Genomic DNA, 24,176 nt, shown 5'->3' with positions numbered 1-24,176 from the left:
TCGAGGTCGGCGGATGGTCTGTTGACTTTGTGGGAGCTGGCTTGTCGGGCGGCCGCGGTGTACCTGATACACCGCCATCGCCATGCTCCTACAGGGGTGCTGTCCAGTCAGATGTCCATGATTCAAAGGAACCCAACATGCACAGATTCCAAGACAAAATCGCCCTGGTCACCGGCGCCGCCCAAGGGATCGGCCGGCGGGTGGCCGAGCGTTTGGCAGCCGAGGGCGCGCGCCTGGTGCTGGTCGACCGCTCGGAGCTGGTGTTCGAATTCGAAGCCGAACTGGCCGGCAAGCACCCAGTGCTGGCCCTGACCGCCGATCTTGAGCAATACGCCGAGTGCAGCCGGGTCATGCAGGCCGCGGTAGAGCGTTTCGGTCGGCTCGACATTCTGATCAACAACGTCGGTGGCACCATCTGGGCCAAGCCTTTCGAGCACTACGAAGAACAGCAGATCGAAGCCGAAGTGCGGCGTTCGCTGTTTCCCACCCTGTGGTGCTGCCACGCCGCCTTGCCATTCATGCTGGCGCAGGGCAGCGGTGCGATTGTCAACGTCTCGTCGATCGCCACCCGCAGCGTCAACCGGGTGCCCTACGGCGCCGCCAAGGGCGGAGTCAACGCGCTGACCGCCTGTCTGGCATTCGAAACCGCCGAGCGCGGCATCCGCGTCAACGCCACGGCTCCGGGCGGCACCGAAGCGCCGCCACGACGCATCCCGCGCAACAGCGCCGAACAAAGCCCCGAGGAGAAGGTTTGGTACCAGCAGATCGTCGACCAGACCGTCGACAGCACCCTGATGAAGCGCTACGGCACCATCGACGAGCAAGTCGAGCCGATTCTGTTCCTCGCCTCCGATGATGCGGCCTACATCACCGGACTGGTAATGCCCGTGGGCGGTGGCGACCAGGGCTGAGCCCACGCCGATCGACCCGGTCGGCGTGCCTCGTACGCTCTGTGATAAGATCGCGCCCCTACGCAAAACGGCACGATGAGGGGTTGAAACAAGATGGCTCAAAGGATGGTGGTGCTCGACACTGAAACCACCGGTATGCCGGTGACCGACGGCCACCGGATCATCGAGATCGGTTGCGTCGAGTTGCTTGGTCGACGCCTGACCGGCCGGCATTTCCATGTCTATCTGCAGCCGGACCGGGAAAGTGACGAGGGCGCGATTGGCGTCCACGGCATCACCAACGAGTTCCTGGTGGGCAAGCCGCGCTTCGCCGAAGTGGCCGATGAGTTCTTCGAGTTCATCAAGGGCGCGCAGCTGATCATCCACAACGCGGCGTTCGACGTTGGCTTCATTAACAACGAATTCGCGCTGATGGGTCGCCACGACCTGGCCGACATCACCCAGCACTGCTCGATCCTCGACACCCTGTTGATGGCCCGTGAGCGTCACCCCGGCCAGCGCAACAGCCTCGATGCCCTGTGCAAACGCTACGGCGTCGACAACTCCGGCCGTGAACTGCACGGCGCCTTGCTCGACTCGGAGATTCTCGCCGACGTCTACCTGACCATGACCGGCGGCCAGACCAGCCTGTCGCTGGCGGGTAATGCCTCTGACGGTGCCGGTGACGGCTCCGGCAGCCAGGCCACGGAAATCCGCCGCTTGCCGGCCGACCGCACGCCAGCACGGATCATCCGCGCCAGCGAAGCAGAGCTGGCCGAGCACGCCGCACGCCTGGAAATCATCGCCAAGTCCGCCGGCGCTCCGGCGCTCTGGACCCAGTTGCTCGAAGCGCAGAGCCAGGGCTGATACACGCGGCCTCGCGACATGGGGTTTGACCTTCTACCCTGAATGTATTCAGGCAGGTGTGGTCCAGTGCCGATCAGTTGAGCGATGGGGATCAACTGTAGGAGCGAGCCTGCTCGCGATGGTCGTCAACGATAGCGCGTTCCTACAAGGGGCACGCGGCGTACTTGAGTCCATCGCGAGCAGGCTTGCTCCTACAAGGTCCTTGACTGACGGGGATCAGGCCATGGCCTGTCATCTCAGGACGCCGCTCCCCATGTACAAAGACTTGAAATTTCCGGTCCTTATCGTTCACCGCGACATCAAGGCCGACACCGTCGCCGGCGACCGTGTGCGCGGTATCGCCCGCGAGCTGGAGCAGGAAGGCTTCAGCATTTTCTCGGCGGTGGATTACGCCGAAGGCCGCCTGGTCGCCGCCACCCATCACGGCCTGGCGTGCGTGTTGATTGCCGCCGAGGGCGCCGGGGAAAACACCCATCTGCTGCAGAACATGGTCGAGCTGATCCGCGTCGCCCGCGCCCGCGCACCCAACCTGCCAATCTTCGCCCTCGGCGAACAGGTGACCCTGGAAAACGCCCCCGCCGATGCCATGAGCGAGTTGAACCAACTGCGTGGGATTCTCTACCTGTTCGAAGACACCGTGGCCTTTCTTGCACGCCAGGTGGCGCGGGCGGCACGCACCTACCTGGATGGCCTGTTGCCGCCGTTTTTCCGCGCCCTGGTGCAGCACACCGCCGACTCGAACTACTCCTGGCACACACCGGGGCATGGCGGCGGCGTGGCCTATCACAAAAGTCCGGTGGGGCAGGCATTCCACCAATTTTTTGGCGAGAACACCTTGCGCTGCGACCTCTCGGTGTCGGTGCCCGAGCTCGGCTCGCTGCTGGATCACACCGGTCCGCTGGCCGAAGCCGAGGCGCGGGCGGCGCGCAATTTCGGCGCCGATCACACCTTTTTCGTAATCAACGGCACGTCCACCGCCAACAAGATCGTCTGGCAGGCCATGGTCGCCCGCGACGACCTGGTGCTGGTGGATCGCAACTGCCATAAATCGGTGCTGCACTCGATCATCATGACCGGCGCCATCCCCCTGTACCTCTGCCCCGAGCGCAATGAGCTGGGGATCATCGGGCCGATTCCCCTGAGTGAATTCAGCCCCGAGTCGATCCGCGCCAAGATCGACGCCAGCCCGCTGACCCGTGGACGGCCAGCCAAGGTCAAGCTGGCGGTTGTCACCAATTCAACCTACGACGGCCTGTGCTACAACGCCGAGCTGATCAAGCAAACCCTGGGCGACAGCGTCGAAGTCCTGCATTTCGACGAGGCCTGGTACGCCTACGCGGCTTTCCACGAGTTCTTCGCCGGTCGCTATGGCATGGGCACTTCGCGCTCGCCCACCAGCCCGCTGGTGTTCACCACCCATTCCACGCACAAGCTGTTGGCCGCCTTCAGCCAGGCCTCGATGATCCATGTGCAGGACGGCGGAGCCCGGCAACTGGATCGCGACCGTTTCAATGAAGCGTTCATGATGCACATCTCGACCTCGCCGCAGTACAGCATCATCGCCTCTCTGGACGTCGCCTCGGCGATGATGGAAGGCCCGGCCGGGCGTTCGCTGTTGCAGGAAATGTTCGATGAGGCCCTGAGTTTTCGTCGCGCCCTGGACAATTTGCGCCAACACATCAACGCCGACGACTGGTGGTTTTCGATCTGGCAGCCGCCGCAGGTGACCGGAATCGCCACCGCCGACTGGCTGTTGCAGCCGGACGCGGAATGGCATGGCTTTGGCGACGTCGCCGAGGACTACGTGCTGCTGGACCCGGTCAAAGTCACTCTGGTGATGCCCGGTCTGACCGCTGGCGGCGCCTTGAGCGAGCGAGGGATTCCGGCGGCGGTGGTCAGCAAGTTCCTCTGGGAGCGTGGGCTGGTGGTGGAAAAAACCGGGCTGTACTCGTTCCTGGTGTTGTTTTCCATGGGCATTACCAAGGGCAAGTGGAGCACCTTGCTCACCGAATTGCTGGAGTTCAAGCGCAGTTACGACGCCAACCTCAGTCTCGCCGCCTGCTTGCCGTGTGTGTCCCGGTGTGACCCGGCGCGTTACCAGGGCATGGGGCTGCGCGATCTGTGCGATCAGTTGCACGCGTGTTACCGCAGCAATGCCACGGCCAAACACCTCAAACGCATGTACACCGTGCTGCCTGAAGTGGCGATGAAGCCGGCCGAGGCCTACGACCATCTGGTGCGCGGCGACGTCGAGGCGGTGCCGATCGATCAATTGCCAGGGCGCATCGCCGCGGTGATGCTGGTACCGTACCCACCAGGTATCCCGCTGATCATGCCAGGCGAGCGTTTCACCGAGGCGACCCGCTCGATCATCGACTACCTGGCATTCGCCCGTACCTTCGACATCAGTTTTCCCGGGTTCGTCGCCGATGTGCACGGCCTGCAACACGAAGACGCGGGCAGCGGGCGCTGCTACACCGTCGACTGTATTTGCACCTGAGGACGTTTCCCCCTATGCAACCGCTGAGCAACCCCCGACAGCCGAATCTCGCGGTGCGTGTCGCCGACCAGGGCTTTGCCGCCTATATCTGCGCCAGTGATTTCAGTTTTGAAATCAGCGCTTATATCAGTGCCCATATCGACCGGCCGGTGGCGCAGTGGCCGTTGCACGCGGTGACGCCTTACCGCAAATGTTATGGCATTGACGCCGAAGAGTTCGCGAGTTACCACGATGCCCCCGACAGTGCGATTTTCATGGCCTTTCTGGACGAGCAGGCGGTGGGGCATATCGTGGTCAGCACCAACTGGAATGGCCTGGCCCATATCGATGAAGTGGCGGTGCATGCGCCGGCCCGGCGGCATGGCGTGGCCAAGGCCTTGCTGGACGTGGCGCAGTTCTGGAGTCAGAAGAAACTGCTGCCGGGGATCATGCTGGAGACTCAGAACAATAACCTCGGTGCCTGTCGGCTGTATGAGCGTTGCGGCTACGTGCTGGGCGGCATCGATCACCTGCGCTATCGGGGGATTGATCCACGCACCCAGGAAGTGGCGTTGTTCTGGTATCGATTTTTCGACGAAGCAACCGCCCTCAACCCTGCAACAGTGCCTGGGCGTTCGTCGTGATGATCTCCAGCAGCGCTTCCTGCGCCGTTGTTGGCTCAACATTCTTCAGGCTCAGGGCGTAAAGACTGATCGGCACCGCCGGCGACACCGGGCACACATCCAGTCCGGACGCCTTGGCGCCAAGGGCGGTAAACGGATCGACAATCGCCAGGCCTTCACCGGCCTCGACCATACTGCGCATCATCTGGTGGGTCTGCACCCGGGTCTGCACCACGGGCGCAGGGCGCAACGCTTGTAGCTTGCTGTCGAACAGCACACTCAATGGGTCATGGCCTTCCAGCCCGACCAGCGCCTGGCCGGCCAGGTCTTGGGCCGAGATGTACTTCTGTCGCGGTTGCAGCCAGCCGTGGGGCGCCAGCAGTTGCAGCTTGCCCTGGGCCAGCACCTGGCATTGGATGTCACTGTGTTCGGGGTCGTGCAGGCTCAATCCCAAGTCGCTTTCGCGCAGCAACAGGCTCCTGACGATGTCGGCGGTGGGCTGGCTCTGCAGAGAGCAGGGCATATCGGGGAAGCGCCGGCGCAAACTGGCAATAGCCTGCGGCAGCAGTTGATACGCCAGGGGCGGCGTGCCAATCACTCGCAATGGCGGCGCGTGGTACTGGCGCAGGCTTTCAGCCAGGCGTTGCACAGGTTCGAACGCGCTATAGACGTTGGCGATCTGCACCTGCAACAACCGCGCCTCACGCGTGGCCTGCAAGCGCCCGCGAACACTGGCGAATAGCATGAAGCCGAGTTGATCCTCGGCCTCGCGCAATACCCTCTCGATCTCGGTCACCGGCAGTTGCAACATCTCGGCTGCGGTACCCACGTGAGCGGTTTGCAGGAGCGCCTGGATCACTTCGATATGGCGTAGACGCATGCGTGAAGTCCATGTTCAGCGGGTGAGGGGTAGTGGCTGAATCCTAACCCAAGTCCGCAACCATGACTCCAACGGGTCGTGGAATTACTCAGGCGCTGACCACGGATTCGGGTTCGCGAATCAGCGTGACGCCTGTTTGTACCAGCACGAACTGGTTGTCATCGACTTTATTGACCCGGTCTCCGATCGCCAATTTGTAGGTCATGACCGGTGCGGATCCGCCGAAACTGTCGACCGCTGGGGTGGATTCCTGGAACTCATGCACCGAGTAGACGCGGCCCTGCGCGTCTCTTGCATGGAATTGTCCGACGAGTACTGCTGCCATCTGCTTAGAACCTCTGGGAATAAGTCATTCAATTTGCGGTTCAGTAGACCGTCGTCAAGCGTGGGAAGTTTTCCTTCCGGAAAAAAATAGTGAATTGCCGTGATTGCCCGAGCCAAACCCGCTGCACTGCCCGTGGATCATCTATAACTACAAGCTCCTTTAGCCAGATAGTCGGGAATTCCCATGAGCAAGGTCCATACGGTCGCTGTCCTGGTAGGCAGCCTGCGAAAACAGTCGATTAACCGCAAGGTTGCCCTGGCGCTGGCGGAACTGGCCCCGGCCACCCTGAAGCTGAACATCGTCGAGATCGGCGACCTGCCGCTCTATAACGAAGACATCGACGAAACACCGCCGGCAGCCTACAGCACTTTCCGCGAGCAGGTACGTTCATCCGACGCAGTGCTGTTCGTCACCCCCGAATACAACCGCTCAGTGCCGGCGCCTTTGAAAAACGCCATCGACGTTGGCTCCCGGCCCTACGGCAAAAGCGCCTGGAGCGGCAAGCCCGGTGCGGTGATCAGCGTTTCTCCGGGCGCCGTCGGCGGTTTCGGCGCCAACCACCATCTGCGCCAGTCCCTGGTATTCCTCAACGTCCCGTGCCTGCAGCAGCCGGAAGCTTATCTGGGTGGGGCAGGGACGTTTTTTGATGAGTCGGGCAAGCTGTCGGATAAGGTTCAGCCGTTCTTGCAGAGCTTTATCGATGCATTTGCGGGGTGGGTGGAGCAGCACAAGAAGGTGTGAGGGCAAGGTCATTCTGGACATTTAAGTCCCTGCCTCTCCGAGCTACCGTTGGCGTAAGAGATCACTCCTCTAGGCCAACGGTTTAATATTGGCCTCAATAATGGCATAAACGTCCCATTAAAATATCTTGAAGTCATTCAGGAAATCTGAGTGCTTGATGTTTTTCAAGGTTTGTACTGTCATGATTTTGAAACTTTTTAGTCAGAAAAAATAACAATATGTAGTGCCTGTCTTCAATAAGCCACGGTTTTTGTAGTTTCGTTCTGCAACGTTTGTGGGACGCTTCCTATAGTGATGGGGCGGTATAGAAACTTGCCGTGGGATAGTCCACTCTTGTTTGGTCCTTGGCCGAATAGGTGCTCTGTCGTGGGTGCTGGTTCGTTCAGGAATCAATTGTGAGTCGAGCTTTTTACGACTTAATTGTGTCGAGGTATTGTTGAGATTTAACCGGTACCTCAGTGTTGAGATAAACGGCACTACTGTAATTTAAGGAGGAGTTATGGCTTCGAATAGCTTTCAAAATGAAGTGCCCAAGGCGCGGGTTAACATAAAGCTCGACTTGCACACCGGAGGTGCAAAAAAATCAATCGAATTGCCCTTGAAGTTGATGGTCATGGGCGATTACAGCAATGGTCGCGAGCAGCGTGCACTGTCCGAGCGGAGCAAAATTGGCGTCAATCGGAATAACTTCGATAGCGTGCTGGCCGAATTTTCGCCTGCCTTGAAATTCGCCGTGGACGATGTGCGGGGGGAGGGCAGGGCCGAGACCGCGGTTGAGTTAAGCTTTCAGTGCATGAAGGATTTCGAGCCGGAACAAGTGGCTCGGCAAATTCCGCAACTTCGCGCTTTATTAGCCATGCGTAACCTATTGCGCGATCTCAAGTCCAATCTTCTGGACAACGCGACCTTTCGCTACGAGTTGGAACGCATCCTCAAGGATGATGCGCTGAGTGACGAATTGCGCGCTGAACTGGCCGCCCTGGCACCTGCGCAAGTTAACTAATTCAAGTCGGTTCGTCTAAAAGGAAGTTATCGCAATGTCCCCGGAAAATTCAAACGTGCAATCGCGCGGCACTACAGTGTTGTCCGAGAAAAGTGTATACGCCGGATTATTTGGAAAAATCAATTTGAGTCCGGTCGAATCATTGGCCGGTATCGACAACTTTCAGAGCGTGGAAGGGCTCGCGGAAGCGACTGCCGATGAACGTGTAACGGCAGCGGTCAATGTCTTTCTGAAGTTGCTCCAACAATCCTCGCAAAAGGTTGAGCGCCTGGATCGGGCCCTGTTGGATGAGCACATTGCAGCGCTGGATGCACAGATCAGTCGCCAACTCGATGCGGTGTTGCATCATCCGGATTTTCAGCGAGTTGAATCTACCTGGCGCGGAGTCAAGTCGCTGATTGATCAAACCGATTTCCGCCATAACGTGTGTATCGAACTGCTGGATATCAGCAAAAACCATCTGGTTCAGGATTTCGATGACGCACCGGAGATTGCCCAAAGCGGTTTGTACCTGCATACCTACATCCAGGAATACGATACGCCGGGTGGCGAGCCGATTGCTGCGGCTATATCCAACTTCGAGTTCGACCGCAATCCCCAGGACATAGCGCTGCTGCGCAACCTCTCCAAAGTGTGTGCTGCGGCGCACATGCCTTTTATCGGTTCGGTCGGTCCGGCTTTCTTTGGCAAGGAGTCGATGGAAGAAGTGGCCGCGATCAAGGACATCGGCAACTACTTTGATCGCGCCGAGTACATCAAGTGGAAATCGTTTCGCGAGAGCGACGACGCGCGCTACATCGGCTTGCTGATGCCACGGGTCTTGGGCCGTTTGCCTTACGGCCCGGATACGATGCCGGTGCGCAACTTCAATTACATCGAAAACGTCAAAGGGCCCGACCACGACAAATACCTGTGGACCAACGCTTCTTATGCGTTCGCCGCCAATATGGTCAAGAGTTTCATTGCCAATGGCTGGTGCGTGCAGATTCGCGGGCCGCAGGCGGGTGGTGCGGTCACTGACCTGCCAATCCATCTGTACGATCTGGGCACCGGTAATCAGGTGAAAATCCCATCAGAGGTGATGATTCCGGAAACGCGAGAATTCGAGTTCGCCAACCTCGGCTTCATCCCTCTCTCCTATTACAAGAATCGCGACTACGCCTGCTTTTTCTCTGCCAACTCGGCACAGAAGCCCGCGCTGTATGACGCGGCAGATGCCACTGCCAATAGCCGGATCAACTCGCGCCTGCCTTACATCCTCCTGCTGTCGCGCATTGCCCACTACATGAAACTGATTCAGCGCGAAAACATTGGTACGACCAAGGACCGTCGTTTGCTTGAGTTGGAGTTGAACAAGTGGATACGGGGGCTAGTCACCGAAATGACCAACCCGGGTGATGACCTGCGGGCTTCACACCCACTGCGTGAAGCGAAGGTCGAGGTCGAGGATATAGAGGACAACCCTGGTTTTTTCCGCATCAAGCTGTTCGCCGTGCCGCACTTCCAGGTGGAGGGCATGGACGTCAACTTGTCGCTGGTCTCCCAGATGCCCAAGGCCAAGGCCTGAGTCACCTGAGCAGCATGCCAATTTGCAGGGAAACGCATACATGAAAATCGACCGCCCCTTGTGGGCAGCGGGGGCTTTGCTGTCTCCGCAGCAGTTCCAGCAACAGGCACGTTGGGAGGCCTGGGCCAATGAGCAGTTGGCCCATCTTTCCCTGGTGCACCCTTGGGGGGTGCAGGCCGTGGATTTTGACCCCGAAGCCTTGCGCCTGGGCAAACTCAAGGCGACGTTGCTGCGGGTCCGCATGCCGGATGGCACATTGATCGATAGCCATCAAGTCGATCGGCTGCCTGATGGCCTGGAGCTGGCGCGACTGCTGCCTGCAGACCGCAAGGAGGCAACGGTGGTGTTGGCCCTGCCATTGGAGCAGGCCAACGGCAACAACTGCCTGTTTGACGCCGACACGGCCCAGCGACCGACCCGCTATCGTCAGGATTGGCGGCAGGTTCAGGACATTTACGGTGATGAACAGCAGTCAGTCGGCGTGCTCGAGCATGTGCTGAGTCTGCGATTCGGTCACGATGAAAATGGTGACTACCTGACCTGCCCAATCGCGCGCCTGCAGCGTGACGGGCAGGAAGGATGGTCCCTGGACGCTGCGTATGTACCGCCGCTCCTGAGTTTTTCCGCACATCCCGGACTGTTGACGCAACTGGACAATCTATTGACCCAACTGTCCGCCAAACGCCAGCGCTTGATGGGCATGCGCCGCGAAAGCAACCAGCGCATGGCCGACTTCGCGGTCGCCGATGTGTCGCTGTTCTGGCTGCTCAATGCCTTGAACACCTACCAACCACTGCTCGCGGACCTCAAGGCCTGGCCCATGAGACATCCCGAGCAGGTTTATCTCGAGCTGACAAAACTGGCTGGCAGCCTGCTCACCTTTTCCCTTGAACACGATATAGAGCAAATTCCGGGGTATCAGCACCAGCAACTGGACGTGGTTTTTCCGCCGCTCATGCGGCTGATTTCCACTCTGCTCGAAGCGAGCCTGCCATCGCGGGTCATTGCGCTGATGCTGGAAGCTGACGGGAGCAATCGCTGGAAGGTCAAGCTTGAAGATGATCGACTGCGCGAGCCCGACGGCGCCGATTTCTATCTGTCGGTTCGCAGTCGGTTGTCCGCTGCGCAGTTGCAAAGCCAGTTCCCGCAGCTGTGCAAGATCGGCAGTCCGGATGATGTCAATCAACTGATCAATGCGGCCCTCCACGGCGTGCCTTTGCAATCGCTCAGCCATGTCCCGGCGGCGATTCCGCTGCGCCTGGAAAACCAGTACTTCGCCCTCGATCTCGCTCACGAAAAAGGCCAGGCCATGTTGGCTTCGGGAACCTGTGCCTTCTATGTTCCGAGCACCCTGGGCGACGTCCAACTCGAACTTTTCGCGGTGTTGCGCTCATGAATCGGACAACTGCAAAACCCAGGGCAATGACCCTGGATGTCGACGAGTTGCTGCAGGACAGCTACCTGCTGGTGCTGCAGTTGCGTAACGGTGCCTCGGTGCTGGGCAGCGAAGCCTTCAAGGCACTGTGTATCGAACAGGTCGAACAGGTAGGGGCGCGGCTCAAGGAGGCTGACCTGCCTCAACGCAGCATCGACCATATCAGTCACGCGCAGTGCGCGTTGCTCGATGAGACCCTGCTCAGTTGCATCAAGGGCGATCCGAAGGCGCATGCTCATTGGGCCAGCGAACCGTTACAGGCACGCTTTTTCAATCGACACCAGGCCGGTGAGTTTCTCTATGAGGACATGCGTGAAGTGCTGCGCGAACCGGCGCCGGACGTGCAGGTACTGACGGCATTTCATCGCGTACTGATGCTGGGTTTTCAGGGGCGTTATCGCGAGGTCGATGATCCCGAGCGCCTGCAATTGCTGGCGGACTTGAGTGCGCGGGTCGCCCCGATGCATCTGGGGCGTACCTTGATTACAGAGTCCAGGAACGGTCCTGGGATACGCCTGTTCTCAAGACTGGATACACCGCGGTATCACGGGCTGGTGGCAGGGTTGTTGATGGTCGGTGTGTGGTGGGGGCTGGATCAGTGGCTCGGTAGCCTGGTCGCCTCGTTCTCACCCGCGCAAGTCTGAGGTGAGCCGATGACGCTCAAACACAGACAAAGCCTCTGGTTGTGGGCTGGGGCATTGGCGGTGTTGCTGGTCGCACTCTTGCCTGGAACGGGCTGGAGCCGCGCCGCGATGGCGCTGGTCGTGGTGGGCGGGATCGTCCTGGCCTGGAAGCGCGAGGCCCGCTTTGATGCGCAACTGCGCCAGGAGTTGGCAGGAGAGGGTTCGTTGCAACTGCCAGCCGCATCCTATAAACAGCCTGTCGTGCTGATGTGTGGCGATGACCTCGATCACCTGTTTGCCGAGACGCCAGCGGACCAACCTGCACTGCGCGTGACTGATCAGGGTTGCTACCTGCGGGTCGCACAGCCGGAACAGCTACCGCATCTGGCGCAGAGCATTCTTGCTCTACGCCCACAGTGGGGCGGCCAGCTCAGTGCAATGCTGGTGCTCAACCCGAGCGCACAGACGGATGCCGGGGTTTTGGCCGGCTATCTGCGCACGTTCAACTATCAGGCGGGGTTGATTCGCAAGCGTGGCATCGCGTTGCCCTGGATGCTGGTGACCTATCTGCAGGCGGCGCGGGGCATCGGCCCCTGGTTCAGTTGGGAAAATGCCGGGAATCAGTGCTTTGTTCGGGAGAACGGGGCTTGCAGTGGCACGGACGATTGGCAACGCCAGGGCGGCGATGCCGCCGTCCGTGCAGAGCGGATGCAGGTCATTGTCCAGCTCAACAGCGCGAACGCGTGGCTGGATGATAATGTCCTGGCACACTTTTGCGGGCCTGAGCCCCGTCATGCCATTGGCCGGCCGGTGGCCTGTGCACTCACCCTGATGCCGGATATGCCCGCTGTCACGGGTAACTTGTGGCAACGCTGGCTGAGCGCCCGCACCGGATTACTCGGTGCTGCCGAGGTCCCCCCAGGTCCACAGGCCCGTTGGTCATTTCCGGATCCTTTGCTGCACCTGCTGCCGGTACAAGCCCGAAGCTCGTCGAAACATCAGGCGCAAATCGTCGCGCTGTGGCTGTTTGCGCTCGCCAGCATCGCCGCTCTGGGCAATTCCGCCTGGCAGAACAAGCAGCTGTTGCGCGAGGTCAGCGACGATTTGCGGCATTACCACAGCATTGCAGTCCCCACTCGCAAGGAGCAACCCGAGTTCGCCCTGCGCGAGCAGGCGTTGAGCGTGCTGCATCAGGATGCCGAGCGTCTCAACCGCTATTACCGCAACGGCGAACCCCTGTCGCTGGGCCTGGGTTTGTACAGCGCCGAGCCGTTGCGCCAGTGGGTACTGGCAACCATCGCCGACCACAGTCAGCCCTCCATGACACGCAAGGCGTCGCGCACGGTGCGCCTGGACAGCCTGTCGCTGTTCAGCAGCGCCAGTGCCGAGCTCAAGCCGGAGTCAACCAAGGTACTGATCGACGCCCTGGTCGGGATCAAGGCGCAGCCCGGCTGGCTGATCGTGATTGCCGGGCATACCGATGCCGTTGGCAACGACCAACACAACCTTCGCTTGTCCCGTGCCCGCGCCGTCGCCGTGCGGGAGTGGATGCAACGCATGGGCGATCTGCCCGACAGCTGTTTCGCGATCCAAGGCTTCGGCAAAAGCCAACCCATCGCCAGCAATGACACCGAGGCGGGGCGCCAGGCCAACCGTCGCGTCGAAATTCGTCTGCTGCCGGAGGTGGGGGCGTGCGCGCTGCCCACTGCGGCGGCGGGCGTTTAACCCCTGTCGCTGAACGCGACCTATATGTTCGAGAAAAGGAGCTTCACATGGCTAATCCGGTTTACCTGTGGCTGACCAATCAAGATGGAGCGGTCCTCAATGGTCCCGTCAGGAAGATTGGTTGCGAAGGCAGCATTGAGGTTGTCGCCCTCAGCCACACCATTTCTATCCCCACCGATAGCAATACGGGGCATCTGACCGGAGAGCGGACCCACGAACCGTTCAAGATCACCAAGGTCGTCGACAAGACCAGCAATTACCTGTTGCAGGCAGTGACCACCGGTCAAAGCTTTCAAAGCGCTGAGATTCGCGAATATGAAGTCAATAACAATGGTGAATTGGTCGTCAAAAAAATCACCACGCTGGAAAACGTCAAGGTGGTTCGAATCGACAAAACCATGGAAAACATCAAGGAACAATCCAGGGAGGCGCACGTTCCCTACGAGTTGATCAGTCTGCGTTACGAGAAGATCAACTGGCTCTTCAAAGAGGGCACCATTAGCCACTCGGACTCCTGGCAGGAGCGTCGCGCGAGCTGATCGGTCGCAGCCAGCAGGCAATCGCCTGCTGGCTGCGTTGTGTCGGCTCACTCCTTTGCCAACAGGCATGTAATCCGGCACATCCCGACGCCGTGCACTCGCACAACCGATTACCCGCTGAGCCTTCAGCGCAAGGATGTTCCCCCATGACTCATCACGCAACGCGCCTGCTGCGGCGTCTCAATCCCTATTGCGCGCAAGCGCTCAGCGCGGCGGCAACGCTGTGTCAAAGTCGCGCCCACGGGCAGATCAGTATCGAGCACTGGCTGCTCAAATTAATGGAGCAGGGCGAGGGCGACCTGACCCTTATCGCCCGCCGTTATGAGTGGGACATGGACGAGCTTTGGCGCGGACTGCTGGATCATCTCGACACCTTGCCACGCAGCGTGCAAGGCAAGCCGCAGCTGTGCAACCAGTTGCAGCAACTGATCGAGAGCGCCTGGCTGCGCGCCTCCCTGGGCGGCAATGACAGCGTGCGCTCCGTGGACCTGCTTGGCGAACTGCTGCTAAATCCCCATTGGCTGGCCTGCGACGCGGTCTGGCCCCTGCTGAGCCTCAGCCAAAATCAATTGCAGCAGTTGCAGGTGCTGCTCGATCAATACTCCGAAGAACGACCACTGCTGCAGCAAAACGTCGTCCTGGAACAAGCCCCCGCAGTGACTGATGGCACTCAAAATGCCTTGCAGGCGGTGCTGGACAAATTCACCCAGGACGTCACCGCCAAGGCGCAGGCCGGGCAGATCGACCCGGTGTTTGGCCGCGACGATGAGATCCGCCAAGTCATCGATATCTTGAGTCGGCGGCGCAAGAACAACCCGCTACTCGTAGGTGAGCCAGGGGTAGGGAAAACCGCGCTGGTCGAAGGCCTGGCGTTGCGCATTGCCGAGGGCAATGTGCCGGACAGCCTCAAACCGGTCAGCGTGCGCACCCTGGACCTGGGGTTGTTGCAGGCGGGTGCCGGGGTCAAGGGCGAGTTCGAGCAACGCCTGAAGAACGTGATCGATGCCGTGCAGCGCTCGCCCCATCCGGTGCTGCTATTCATCGATGAAGCCCATACCCTGATCGGCGCGGGCAACCAGGCGGGCGGGGCGGATGCGGCAAATCTGCTCAAGCCGGCGTTGGCCCGTGGCGAACTGCGCACTATCGCCGCGACTACCTGGAGCGAGTACAAGCAATACTTCGAGCGCGACGCGGCGTTGGAACGGCGGTTCCAGGTGGTCAAGGTCGATGAGCCGGACGAGGCCAGCGCCTGCCTGATGTTGCGCGGTCTCAAGGCCCGTTATGCCAGCCATCATGGCGTGCATATCCAGGATGCCGCGGTGCAGGCTGCAGTCAGTCTGTCACGGCGTTACCTTACCGGGCGCCAGTTGCCGGACAAAGCCGTCGACCTGTTGGATACCGCCAGCGCCCGTGTGCGCATGAGCCTGGATTGCGAACCCCAGGCCCTGGTCCGCCTCAAGGCCCGGCAAGCAGCCCTGAAGTTGGAGCGCGAAGCTCTGGACGAAGACCTGCAACTGCTCGGCAGTTCTGCGCACGAACGGCTGTCGCTGATTGCCAGGCAACACGCTGAGCTTGAACATCAGCACATCGAACTGGCCCGGCAATACCGCCAGGAACTGGACCTCACCCGAGAATTGCTCGACGCCCGCCAGGCCGAACCTTTGCAACTTGAACAGTGCGTGGCGCTGCAAGAGCGCTTGAGCGAGATTCAGGGCAATCAGCCGTTGCTCTCGCTGGATGTGTGCGCCCGCAGCGTGGCCGAAGTCATCGCCGACTGGACGGGCGTGCCATTGGGCAGCCTGCTCAAGGATGAACAGGCGAGCTTGCTGGAACTGGAGGGTCAATTGGCCACTCGGGTAAAAGGGCAGGAAGCGGCACTGGCGGCCCTGGCACGGCGCTTGCGCGCGGCGAAAACGGGCTTGACCGAAGAACAGGCACCGCTGGGGGTGTTCCTGCTGGTGGGCACCAGCGGCGTCGGCAAGACCGAAACCGCTCTGGCGTTGGCCGACTGCCTGTTCGCGGGTGAAAAATCGCTGATCACCCTCAACCTGTCCGAGTACCAGGAAGCCCACACTGTCAGTCAACTCAAGGGTGCGCCGCCCGGTTACGTCGGCTTTGGCCAAGGTGGTGTGCTCACCGAAGCGGTGCGTCAGCGGCCCTACAGCGTCGTCCTGCTGGACGAGGTGGAGAAAGCCCATCGTGATGTACTCAACCTGTTTTACCAGGTCTTCGATCGCGGCTTCATGCGTGATGGCGAAGGGCGCGAAATCGACTTTCGCAACACCGTCATCCTGATGACCTCGAATCTGGGCAGCGATGAGTTGCAGGCGGGTTTGCAGCAGTATCCCGAAGCCAGCGACAGCACCCTGCAGGAGTGGCTGCGACCGATTTTGCGCGAGCATTTCCAGCCGGCATTGCTGGCGCGCTTTCAGACCCTGATCTATCGGCCGCTGCCCGCCGACGCCCTAAAAGAAATAGTCGCGATCAAGCTCGATCGGCTTGCCCAGCGACTGCATCGTCATTACGGCCTGACCTGCCAGATCGATGAAGCACTCACCGATGGGCTGGTCGCTGCCTGTCTGCTGCCCGACACCGGCGCGCGCAATATCGACAGCTTGCTCAACCAGCAGATATTGCCGGTACTGAGTCAGCAACTTCTACAGCGCCAGGCTGCGCAGGTGAAAACCCTCGGAGTCGTTCTGGGGTATGACGATAAAGAGGGGATCACCTTGCAGTTCATCGATACACCGCTCGCGGTGCCTGCTGCGGCGATGGAGGTTTGAGCATGACCAGCCTTGCGCGTGTGTTCTACAACCACAGCCGCCACATCCTCGAAATCAACAACCTCCAGGCCCCCATCGACGTCCTCACTTTCGACGGCGTCGAAGGCCTGAGTCAGCCCTTCCTCTACACCATTGAATTCACCAGCGCCGAGCAGGACATCAGCGTCGAGCAGGTGCTCAATCAGCGTGCCTGGTTCAGCCTGCACGCGCCGCCGGTGAAGAATCTCGTGTTCTTTCAAACCCCGGTGTCCACGCTTTTGCGCACCTTTTATGGGGTGATCACCGGCTTTCAGCGCCTATCCGCCAGCCGCGACGAGGCGCGCTATTCGGTCACCCTGCAACCGCGCCTGGCCCTGGCCGGGCGCGGTAAGCAGAGCCGGATTTACCAACAGCAGTCGGTGCCGGAAATCGTCAAAAGCATCCTGCTCGGCCGTCACGACATGGAGCATTTCGACTGCCCGTTCCATCTGGTGCGTGAGTACCCGCGGCGCGAGCAGGTGATGCAGTACGACGAAAGCGACCTGGATTTTATTCATCGTCTGCTCGCCGAAGTCGGCATCTGGTACCGCATCGGCTGCCACCCGACAACCGGTCATGACGTCGTGGAATTTCACGATGAACAGAAGGGTTATCAATTCGACATCGAGCTGCCGTACCGCGGCCTCACGGGCCTGAGCAGCGGCGATCAGGACAGCGTGTGGAACCTGCAGACCCGCCACCAGGTGGTGGAAAAACACATCACCTTCCGCAGCTATAAACCGCTGGATGCCCGCGCCTACCTTGATGGCGACGTCAATCAGGTTCGCAACGACAAGACCACCTCTGGCGAGGCGTTTTACTACGGCTTGCCCTACAGCGAACTGGGCAACAAGCTGTACCAATTCGAAAGCCTGGCCAGCGAAAGCGGCTACCACTTTGCCCGCCTGCGTCACGAGCGTTTTCTCAACCAACGCACCCGCCTCAGCGGCAGCACCGACAGCCCGACCCTGGCCCCCGGGCAAGTGCTGAACATGCCTGAAGGCGCCCCCCAGGCCTTTCGCCCAGGCGCGGTGATCACCCACCTGCGCACCTGCGCTGCCCGCGACGCCAGTTTCATCGCCCACTTCGAGGCGATGCCCTACGACCACTTCATCTGCTTCCGTCCGCCCGTACTGCCAAAACCACAAATGGTCGGGACACTTCCTGCGCGGATCAGCAGCCACTCCGCCGGCGACACCTATGCCTACCTCGACGGCCATGGCTACTACCGGGTCAAATTCCTTTTCGACCGCGACACTTGGCCCCAAGGCCGCGAAAGCCGCTGGCTGCGCCTGGCCCGGCCCTACGCCGGCGACACCTACGGCCTACATCTACCGCTGATTTTCGGCACCGAAGTGGCGATCGCTTTCGAAGAAGGCGACCCGGACCGCCCCTACATCGCCCACGCCCTGCACGACAGCGACCGCCCCGACGTCATCACCGACAGAAAGCGCGACCACAGCCGCAACGTCCTGCGCACCCCGGCCAACAACAAATTGCGCATGGAGGATTTGCGCGGGCAGGAGCACGTCAAGCTCAGCACGGAATATGGCGGTAAGAGTCAGCTGAATCTGGGGCATTTGGTGGATGCCAAGAAACAGAAGCGTGGGGAAGGGGTTGAACTGAGGACGGATGATTGGGGGGTGATTCGGGCCGGCAAGGGGATCTTTATCAGTGCGGATGCGCAGCCCAAGGCGCAGGGCCCGGTGCTCGACATGAACGCCGCCCTGGCGCAACTCAAAAACGCCTTGCATCTGGTCAATGCTCTGGCGCAAAGCGCTGATGTATCCGGCGCATTAGCCGCCGACACGCAAGCGCAACAGGGGTTGCAGCAGGCCCTGAGCGGTCTGCAAAAGGCGGGATTGTTGGCGTCTGCGCCTGCCGGTATTGGCTTGGCAACACCGGCCAATCTGCAACTCTCGGCCGGCCAGAACCTCATCGCTACGGCGGGCGACAGTGCCGACGTCAGTGTATTCAAACGCTTCAGCCTTGCCGCAGGCGAGGCGGTCAGTTTATTTGCGCAGAAGCTCGGGATGAAGCTCATCGCTGCTCGCGGAGCGGTGGACATTCAGGCGCAAAGCGATGCCATGACCCTGCAAGCGCACAAGGCGCTGACCCTCAACAGCATCAGCGACGAAATTACCCTGAACGCAGAGCAGGGCATCACCCTCGTCAGCCGGGGCGCCTACATCAAGCTCAAGGACGGTGCCATCGAAATCGGTGCGCCGGGCGAGATACGGGTCAAGGGCGCCACCGTCCAGGTCAGTGCAACGGCGTCTCTGGAAAAATCCCTGAGCGCCATGACCTTGAAGGATCCGGTTTATGCCAATCCGATGTCGGGCAGGTTTCAGATCAAGGACGCAGCAAGCAACGAGCTCAAACCTTATGTGGCTTATCGGATGGCAACCGCCGACGGCAGTCTCGTGCACGGTGTCACCGATGCTGAGGGTTACACCCAGCGCCATCACGGTCTCGACCCACAAAACATTCAACTGTTTTTTGACTAATCGAGGAGTTTGACCCATGAGCCAGGCCGAAACGCCCGTCGCTACACTGCGCTGCAGCAGGAAAGATCCTGTCGCCGTTGTCTGTCATCAATCCGCGCAGTGCTACTTCCGCCCGGACACGGAAGAGTTGATCTTCATTGATGACGACCACGCCGGCAAGTTTGAACTTCATTGGCAGGAAATGAATGCGCGCATGGACGCCTTTCATCGTGCCAGCGCCAACTATTCCACCGCGCTGGAGCGTTATGCCAGCGCTTCGTCGAAGGTGGCACTGCCTCCCGGTGAAACAGAAAAGCGCCAGATGGCGCTCACCGAAGCTGAGCAAGCGCTGGAAAAAAGCCGCGCTGCGATCAAGAAAGAACTCGGCGATTTTTCCCTGGATTCGATGAGCTACGACGAGGTGATCGAACTGATCCCGGTCGTACAGGGAAAGGGTGGCCGCAACGGCAAATCGAAACCTTATGTCTACGTCAAGAAAGGCTACTTCAGCCAGACCCAGGCCGGTCGGAAGCTGCATAACGTTTCCCTGAAAGGCAAGGACAAACGCTCGGCGCAAGCCAGCATCTACAGCAAGGATAAAAACGGAAAAACCGTTATATCGAGCAGCACACTGGCGGAACAGTTGACGGCCCTGGAGTGGCCGAAGATCAAACTGGAATTGCGCGACGTACTCAAGTGGGCCGGCTCGGATTTCGATCTGGATAAACTGAAAAGCGATTTCGTGCTGTTCGATTGGGCCGAGAGCTGGAACCACAGCCAGTTCGTCGGCACCAAGGAGCTGACCGACAGTCTCGACCTGAGCCGTGGCGCGCAGTTCATGCGCTTTGCCTCGAATGTCGGTGCCAGTGGCGAGTTTGACGTTGCCAAGGGCACCGGCGCATTCAAGGGCGAAGCCAATGCAGCGCTGACAGTGGCCTCGGGTAAGGTCAGTTACACCGCCTACGTCCCCGACCGCCTGGGTTGGGCCCTGCGCTATACCGACGACCGCGGCAATGACTTCAACATGGGCCTGCTGCGACTGTGCCTGACCCCCGAATTGACCGGCTTCGTCGGCGCCTCGGTGCAGATTGAAGGCCAGCTACAGATCGCCCGCAGCGGCGACCAGCAAGTGCTGATGGGCCAACCCGGCGGACGCCTGCCGCGTTTTCATGAACGAAAAACCAGGGGCGCGGTGTTCCATCAACAAATGGCCGCCGAAGACGAAGGCCTCAGCGTCACAGCCCAAGCCTTCGCCGGCGCCCGTGTCGAAGGCAGCCTCAAGGGCAGCTTGCAATGGCTGAAACCCACCCCGCCACGCGACCTCAATCCCAACGTCGCCGGTCTGTTGCAATCGACCGGCAAATACACCGACTTCTGCACCATCGGCAGCAGCATCGCCGGTCTGGCGGGCGCGGGGGCTGGCGGCAAGTTCTATTGCACCTTTATCAACGGCAAGTTCTGTTTCCACGTCGCCGCCAGTTTGTGCTGGGGCGTCGGGGCGAAGGGCGGGGTTATTTGTGAGGTGGGGACTAATACGATTGCGGAGTTTGGGGCCTGGTTGATTTATCAGTTGTATCGGTTGGATTTTGGGTTTTTTGATTTGGTGAGTAAAAGAGCTTTCAAAGCGTATGGGCAGTATTGTGTGATGCAGCTGGAAAGTGTGGGGAGTAGTTTGTATTCGACTTTTGGCGGAGTGGGGCGTGGAGTTGACTTTGTGAGCCAAAGGTTTGAAGAGTTTATGGGTTCTTTGATAGATGAAGATAAAAATAAGTTAGAGGCTTCAAAGCGCAGAAATCAAATTGCGAAAAATATAAATAGCCAGCCTATGAACCTACTCCGGTACACGCCGGAGGCCAAAGGGATACTGCTGTATGTCCTGACTCGGCACGGGTTTTGGGATCATTTGGATTATGAGAATTATGGCGAAAAATTCACTCCGGATATATATAGCGACCGCAAGGAGTCAGTGATATGGGTATTAAGAAGTATTCAGACGATTGCTGAGTGGCGAAAGGTGATGTGCCGAATGAGTCCCGATGGGAGGAGTTTGGCAGAGGGGGGTGATAAGGATTCAACGGTTGTTTTACAGGAGCAGCACTTAATAAGATTTCTTCAGGAAGGGGTTGATCGTGTTGAGGATTTGTTTATAGCGAAGGAGCAGTTTGCAGCTATCTACAAGGTTTTAAAAGTGGAAATAGCTTGGGGTTACGCACTAGCCATGAATGATACGCCCTACTATCAACTAAATTCTGCCCCGAACTCTCATTATCCGGCGCAATGTGCGTTTGTTTCGTGTGTAGATGATTTAACTCTACTTGGATGAATGAGAGGTGGTCATGAAGGCGTTGCAAGTCATTGTGAGTTTGTTCTGTGTTGTTGGGTTGGTTGCGTGTGATAGGTCACCCGAGATAGTTGTCGGTGTGAGGAAGTCGCCTGTATCTACAGAATTAAAGAAGTTTGTCGAGGTGCTGAAGGGTAATTTGATTTCCGTAGAGGGTGGCAGCTTCTTGATGGGTGACTACGGCGCTGAATATTGTTTTGAGCACCTACCATATGATTCGGATGTCGATAGCAAGCCGTTTCATGACGTACTATTGAGTAGCTATTCGATTGGAGAATTCAAAATTACTAATCGTGCATTCAATTTATATTTGAAGGCTAATGGTTTAGAGCTTCGTCACGATATTTCGGGCGGAATGTTCGAGGTGTATAGTGTGCCTCCGAATGTTCCCGCTCATATGGACTGGTACGAAGCCGAAAAATACTGCAAGTGGTTAGCTGATATCAGTGAATTGCCTTTTGCATTGCCCACGGAAGCACAATGGGAATATGCGGCAACAAGCCGTGGTCAATTCATGATGGTAGCGACTGATGATGGCACCTATAGAGTAACTCGTGAACGTATACCAGGTGAGCAGGGACTCAGAGGCCTCAACATATCATCGACATGGAATCGGCAAGCGTTTGCAAAAGAAATGGGATGGAGGTCGGAAGGTCTGACGCCTCTACCGGTTGATCAGTTTCCGCCAAACCCACTGGGACTTTACTCGATGTCTGATAATGGACTCGAATGGCTAAATGATTGGTACGACCCAGACTATTATAAACATTCACCATTAAAGGATCCTAAAGGCCCGGATGAACCTGTTTTCAAGGACTATTTCGGGCGCGATACGAAGGTCGTTCGGGGTCAAAGCCTGGCCAATCCGGCTTGGGGCGGAGGTATCAATGTACATCGAACCGCAGCTGAACCGCATGGATTCGCGTCTGCTGACAAGTCTGTATTCTTGAGTTCAAAAACAGCACGCTGCGTAGTTAATAGTCCTGAGCCAGTGAGTTGAAAATGGGCAGAAATTATAAGCGTATAGAGGCGACCCGTGCCGCGGTGTGGGTGGGCATCGGGTTGCTTGTGATTATTGCATTGGCAGGATGTGGGCAGGAGGTAAAACCTGCCCAAAACACGGATGTTAATGTCACGGACCAAATTGCAGATTTCGTTAAAGCGGTGAAAGGCAACCTGATATTTGTCGAGGGTGGTGAGTACCTGATGGGGGACTATGGTGTGGAGCATGGGCCGGAGGGATTGCCTTACGACGCGGATAAAGATAGCAAGCCACTTCATAAGGTGCAGCTAACTAGTTATTCCGTTGATAAATCCAAAATTACTAATCGTGAGTTTCAGTTTTATCTGAGGTACAACGGCTTGGCGCTGCGTCAAGATATCTCTAGTAGGATGTTCAAGATTTTCAGTCAGCCTGAAAATAATCCTGCACATATGGACTGGTATGAGGCGGAAAAATACTGCAAATGGTTGATGGATGTCAGTGGGCTGCCGTTTGCTCTACCAACGGAAGCACAATGGGAATATGCCGCCCGAAGTCGTGGTCAGTTTTTTATGGTGGCCACAGATGATGGGACCTACAAAGTAGCACCCGAACGAATTCCTGGGGAACATGGACTTCGGGGCGTGAATATTTCGTCGGAATGGGATCGGGAGGCATTCGCCGTCAAAATGGGGTGGGGAACGGAAGGGTTGACTGCATTACCGGTCGATCAGTTTCCACCCAATCCTTTGGGCCTATATTCAATGTCAGATAACGGGCTCGAATGGGTACATGATTGGTACGACCCTGAATATTATAAATATTCGCCATTGAAAGATCCCCAGGGGCCCGATTACCCCTCGTTCAAAAATTACTTTGGACAACATGCAAAAGTGATGCGTGGACAAAGTCTTGCTGACCCTGCTTGGGGTGGTGGAGTGAATGTGCATCGAACTGCCGTTGAGCCGCATGGTCATGATTGGGGAGATGGCGTGCCTTATCTAAGCTTCAAGACGGCTCGCTGCGTGGTCAACAGTCCGAGCCCGGTTATCTAAATGGAGTACGAATACGCTAGGGGATTTCAAACTTTGAATGCTCGCGCAGATTATTGCGCCTGCTAACTAACGCAGTTCCGAAAAAATCAAAACCTTAAAGGGAAGTTCAACATGAAAATAATATCCGCACTAAAATACATCTTTTCATTCATCGGCATCGCACTGCTCGCCGGCGCAATGATGCTCAATAACAGCACCACTACCTTCCTCGAAAGCGCCATCGCCGTTCCTGGTTCTGTGGTGGATCTGGTCAGTGTCAGGGGCGAAAATTCCATCACCTTCAAGCCAGTTGTTGAGTTCGCCACGCGCGACGGTCAGAAGGTCGAATTCACCTCGTCGATGTCCAGCAATCCACCGCCTTACTCAGTCGGCGAAGCGGTGGAACTTCTGTATCTACCTGTCGATGTCCAGAATGCAAAAATCAACAATTATGCCGAGTTGTGGGCCAGTTACTGGGTGACGCTGGTATTAGGTATTGCCTTTTCGTTTGTCGGCGGGCTTATGGTTACCGTCAGCCTATTACGCAAACGTAGAAAGAATCGCTTGCAACGCACTGGCGTAGCAATCGAGGCAAAATTCCAGTCTGTGGCAGCGAATCACAGTGTGTCGATCAACGGCAGAAATCCCTTCGTTATTGTCTGTCAATGGTTGGACCCGGTTTCCGGTGAATTGCATCTCTTTGAAAGTGAAAACATCTGGTTCGATCCTTCGGGTTTTATAAAGAGTGACACTCTCAAAGTCTGGATTCAGCGAAATAATCCCAAAAAACACCATGTGGATGTGTCCTTCCTGCCCAAGTTGAAGAGCTGATTCG

At 58.2% G+C, this 24,176-nt stretch carries 19 protein-coding genes; 17 read left to right on the top strand and 2 right to left on the bottom strand.

Translation table 11 applies throughout. The features are described 5' to 3' along the window. The first annotated feature begins 137 nt into the window (after positions 1 to 137). From KW062_RS17240 to KW062_RS17225, 4 genes are all read left to right on the top strand, one after another. Positions 138 to 911: a 1,6-dihydroxycyclohexa-2,4-diene-1-carboxylate dehydrogenase gene (locus KW062_RS17240; RefSeq protein WP_105754566.1), complete on the top strand. Its 774-nt coding sequence runs from the start codon at positions 138 to 140 to the stop codon at positions 909 to 911. Positions 912 to 1,004: 93 nt separating this feature from the next. Beyond that, on the top strand, positions 1,005 to 1,757 hold the full coding sequence (gene dnaQ, locus KW062_RS17235) for a DNA polymerase III subunit epsilon (RefSeq protein ID WP_027616517.1): 753 nt from the start codon (positions 1,005 to 1,007) through the stop codon (positions 1,755 to 1,757). Positions 1,758 to 2,010: 253 nt separating this feature from the next. After that, on the top strand, positions 2,011 to 4,257 hold the full coding sequence (locus KW062_RS17230; protein WP_105754565.1) for an Orn/Lys/Arg decarboxylase N-terminal domain-containing protein: 2,247 nt from the start codon (positions 2,011 to 2,013) through the stop codon (positions 4,255 to 4,257). A 14-nt stretch (positions 4,258 to 4,271) separates the two neighbouring features. After that, entirely contained in the window at positions 4,272 to 4,880 is a 609-nt protein-coding gene (locus tag KW062_RS17225) for a GNAT family N-acetyltransferase (RefSeq protein WP_027616519.1), read from the top strand. On the opposite strand, the gene KW062_RS17220 is transcribed toward KW062_RS17225, so the two are convergent. Continuing rightward, on the bottom strand, positions 4,846 to 5,739 hold the full coding sequence (locus tag KW062_RS17220; protein ID WP_027616520.1) for a LysR substrate-binding domain-containing protein: 894 nt from the start codon (positions 5,737 to 5,739) through the stop codon (positions 4,846 to 4,848). The genes KW062_RS17225 and KW062_RS17220 overlap by 35 nt on opposite strands. Positions 5,740 to 5,827: 88 nt before the next feature. After that, positions 5,828 to 6,064 (bottom strand): hypothetical protein, encoded by a 237-nt coding sequence (locus tag KW062_RS17215; RefSeq protein ID WP_027616521.1) that lies wholly within the window; start codon positions 6,062 to 6,064, stop codon positions 5,828 to 5,830. A 183-nt stretch (positions 6,065 to 6,247) separates the two neighbouring features. Between KW062_RS17215 and KW062_RS17210 the strand changes: the two genes are divergently transcribed. The 13 genes from KW062_RS17210 (at position 6,248) to KW062_RS17150 (ending at position 24,172) form a co-directional block, all read left to right on the top strand. Beyond that, a complete protein-coding gene (locus tag KW062_RS17210) occupies positions 6,248 to 6,805 on the top strand; it encodes an NADPH-dependent FMN reductase (protein ID WP_027616522.1) in 558 nt (185 codons plus the stop codon). Between the two features lie 499 nt (positions 6,806 to 7,304). Beyond that, entirely contained in the window at positions 7,305 to 7,808 is a 504-nt protein-coding gene (gene tssB, locus KW062_RS17205; RefSeq protein ID WP_105754564.1) for a type VI secretion system contractile sheath small subunit, read from the top strand. A gap of 34 nt (positions 7,809 to 7,842) precedes the next feature. Next, positions 7,843 to 9,375 (top strand): type VI secretion system contractile sheath large subunit, encoded by a 1,533-nt coding sequence (tssC, locus tag KW062_RS17200; protein ID WP_027616524.1) that lies wholly within the window; start codon positions 7,843 to 7,845, stop codon positions 9,373 to 9,375. 40 nt (positions 9,376 to 9,415) lie between these two features. Further along, positions 9,416 to 10,771, top strand: a complete 1,356-nt coding sequence (gene tssK / locus KW062_RS17195; RefSeq protein WP_105754563.1) for a type VI secretion system baseplate subunit TssK — start codon at positions 9,416 to 9,418, stop codon at positions 10,769 to 10,771. Further along, positions 10,768 to 11,454, top strand: coding sequence for a type VI secretion system protein TssL, short form (tssL, locus tag KW062_RS17190; protein ID WP_105754562.1), 687 nt, complete (start codon positions 10,768 to 10,770; stop codon positions 11,452 to 11,454). The genes tssK and tssL overlap by 4 nt, the downstream gene beginning before the upstream one ends. A 9-nt stretch (positions 11,455 to 11,463) precedes the next feature. Then, entirely contained in the window at positions 11,464 to 13,158 is a 1,695-nt protein-coding gene (locus tag KW062_RS17185) for an OmpA family protein (RefSeq protein ID WP_105754561.1), read from the top strand. Between the two features lie 47 nt (positions 13,159 to 13,205). Next, positions 13,206 to 13,697 carry a type VI secretion system tube protein TssD gene (gene tssD / locus KW062_RS17180; RefSeq protein WP_105754560.1) on the top strand — a complete coding sequence of 164 codons (492 nt, stop codon included), beginning with the start codon at positions 13,206 to 13,208 and terminating at the stop codon, positions 13,695 to 13,697. 146 nt (positions 13,698 to 13,843) lie between these two features. Continuing rightward, positions 13,844 to 16,480: a type VI secretion system ATPase TssH gene (tssH, locus tag KW062_RS17175; RefSeq protein WP_105754559.1), complete on the top strand. Its 2,637-nt coding sequence runs from the start codon at positions 13,844 to 13,846 to the stop codon at positions 16,478 to 16,480. Between the two features lie 2 nt (positions 16,481 to 16,482). Beyond that, positions 16,483 to 19,005 (top strand): type VI secretion system Vgr family protein, encoded by a 2,523-nt coding sequence (locus KW062_RS17170; protein WP_218424797.1) that lies wholly within the window; start codon positions 16,483 to 16,485, stop codon positions 19,003 to 19,005. Positions 19,006 to 19,021: 16 nt separating this feature from the next. Further along, the gene (locus KW062_RS17165; protein ID WP_218424795.1) at positions 19,022 to 21,307 is read left to right on the top strand and encodes a hypothetical protein; all 2,286 of its coding nucleotides are present in this window, start codon (positions 19,022 to 19,024) and stop codon (positions 21,305 to 21,307) included. Positions 21,308 to 21,320: 13 nt separating this feature from the next. Further along, positions 21,321 to 22,325, top strand: a complete 1,005-nt coding sequence (locus KW062_RS17160; RefSeq protein WP_105756116.1) for a formylglycine-generating enzyme family protein — start codon at positions 21,321 to 21,323, stop codon at positions 22,323 to 22,325. 2 nt (positions 22,326 to 22,327) lie between these two features. Then, positions 22,328 to 23,362: a formylglycine-generating enzyme family protein gene (locus KW062_RS17155; protein ID WP_105756117.1), complete on the top strand. Its 1,035-nt coding sequence runs from the start codon at positions 22,328 to 22,330 to the stop codon at positions 23,360 to 23,362. Between the two features lie 111 nt (positions 23,363 to 23,473). Further along, positions 23,474 to 24,172, top strand: coding sequence for a DUF3592 domain-containing protein (locus KW062_RS17150; protein ID WP_105756118.1), 699 nt, complete (start codon positions 23,474 to 23,476; stop codon positions 24,170 to 24,172). Positions 24,173 to 24,176: the final 4 nt, after the last annotated feature.

The organism is Pseudomonas fluorescens, assembly GCF_019212185.1.
Classification (GTDB): Bacteria; Pseudomonadota; Gammaproteobacteria; order Pseudomonadales; family Pseudomonadaceae; genus Aquipseudomonas.
This window is presented reverse-complemented; position numbering and strand designations above follow the sequence as displayed.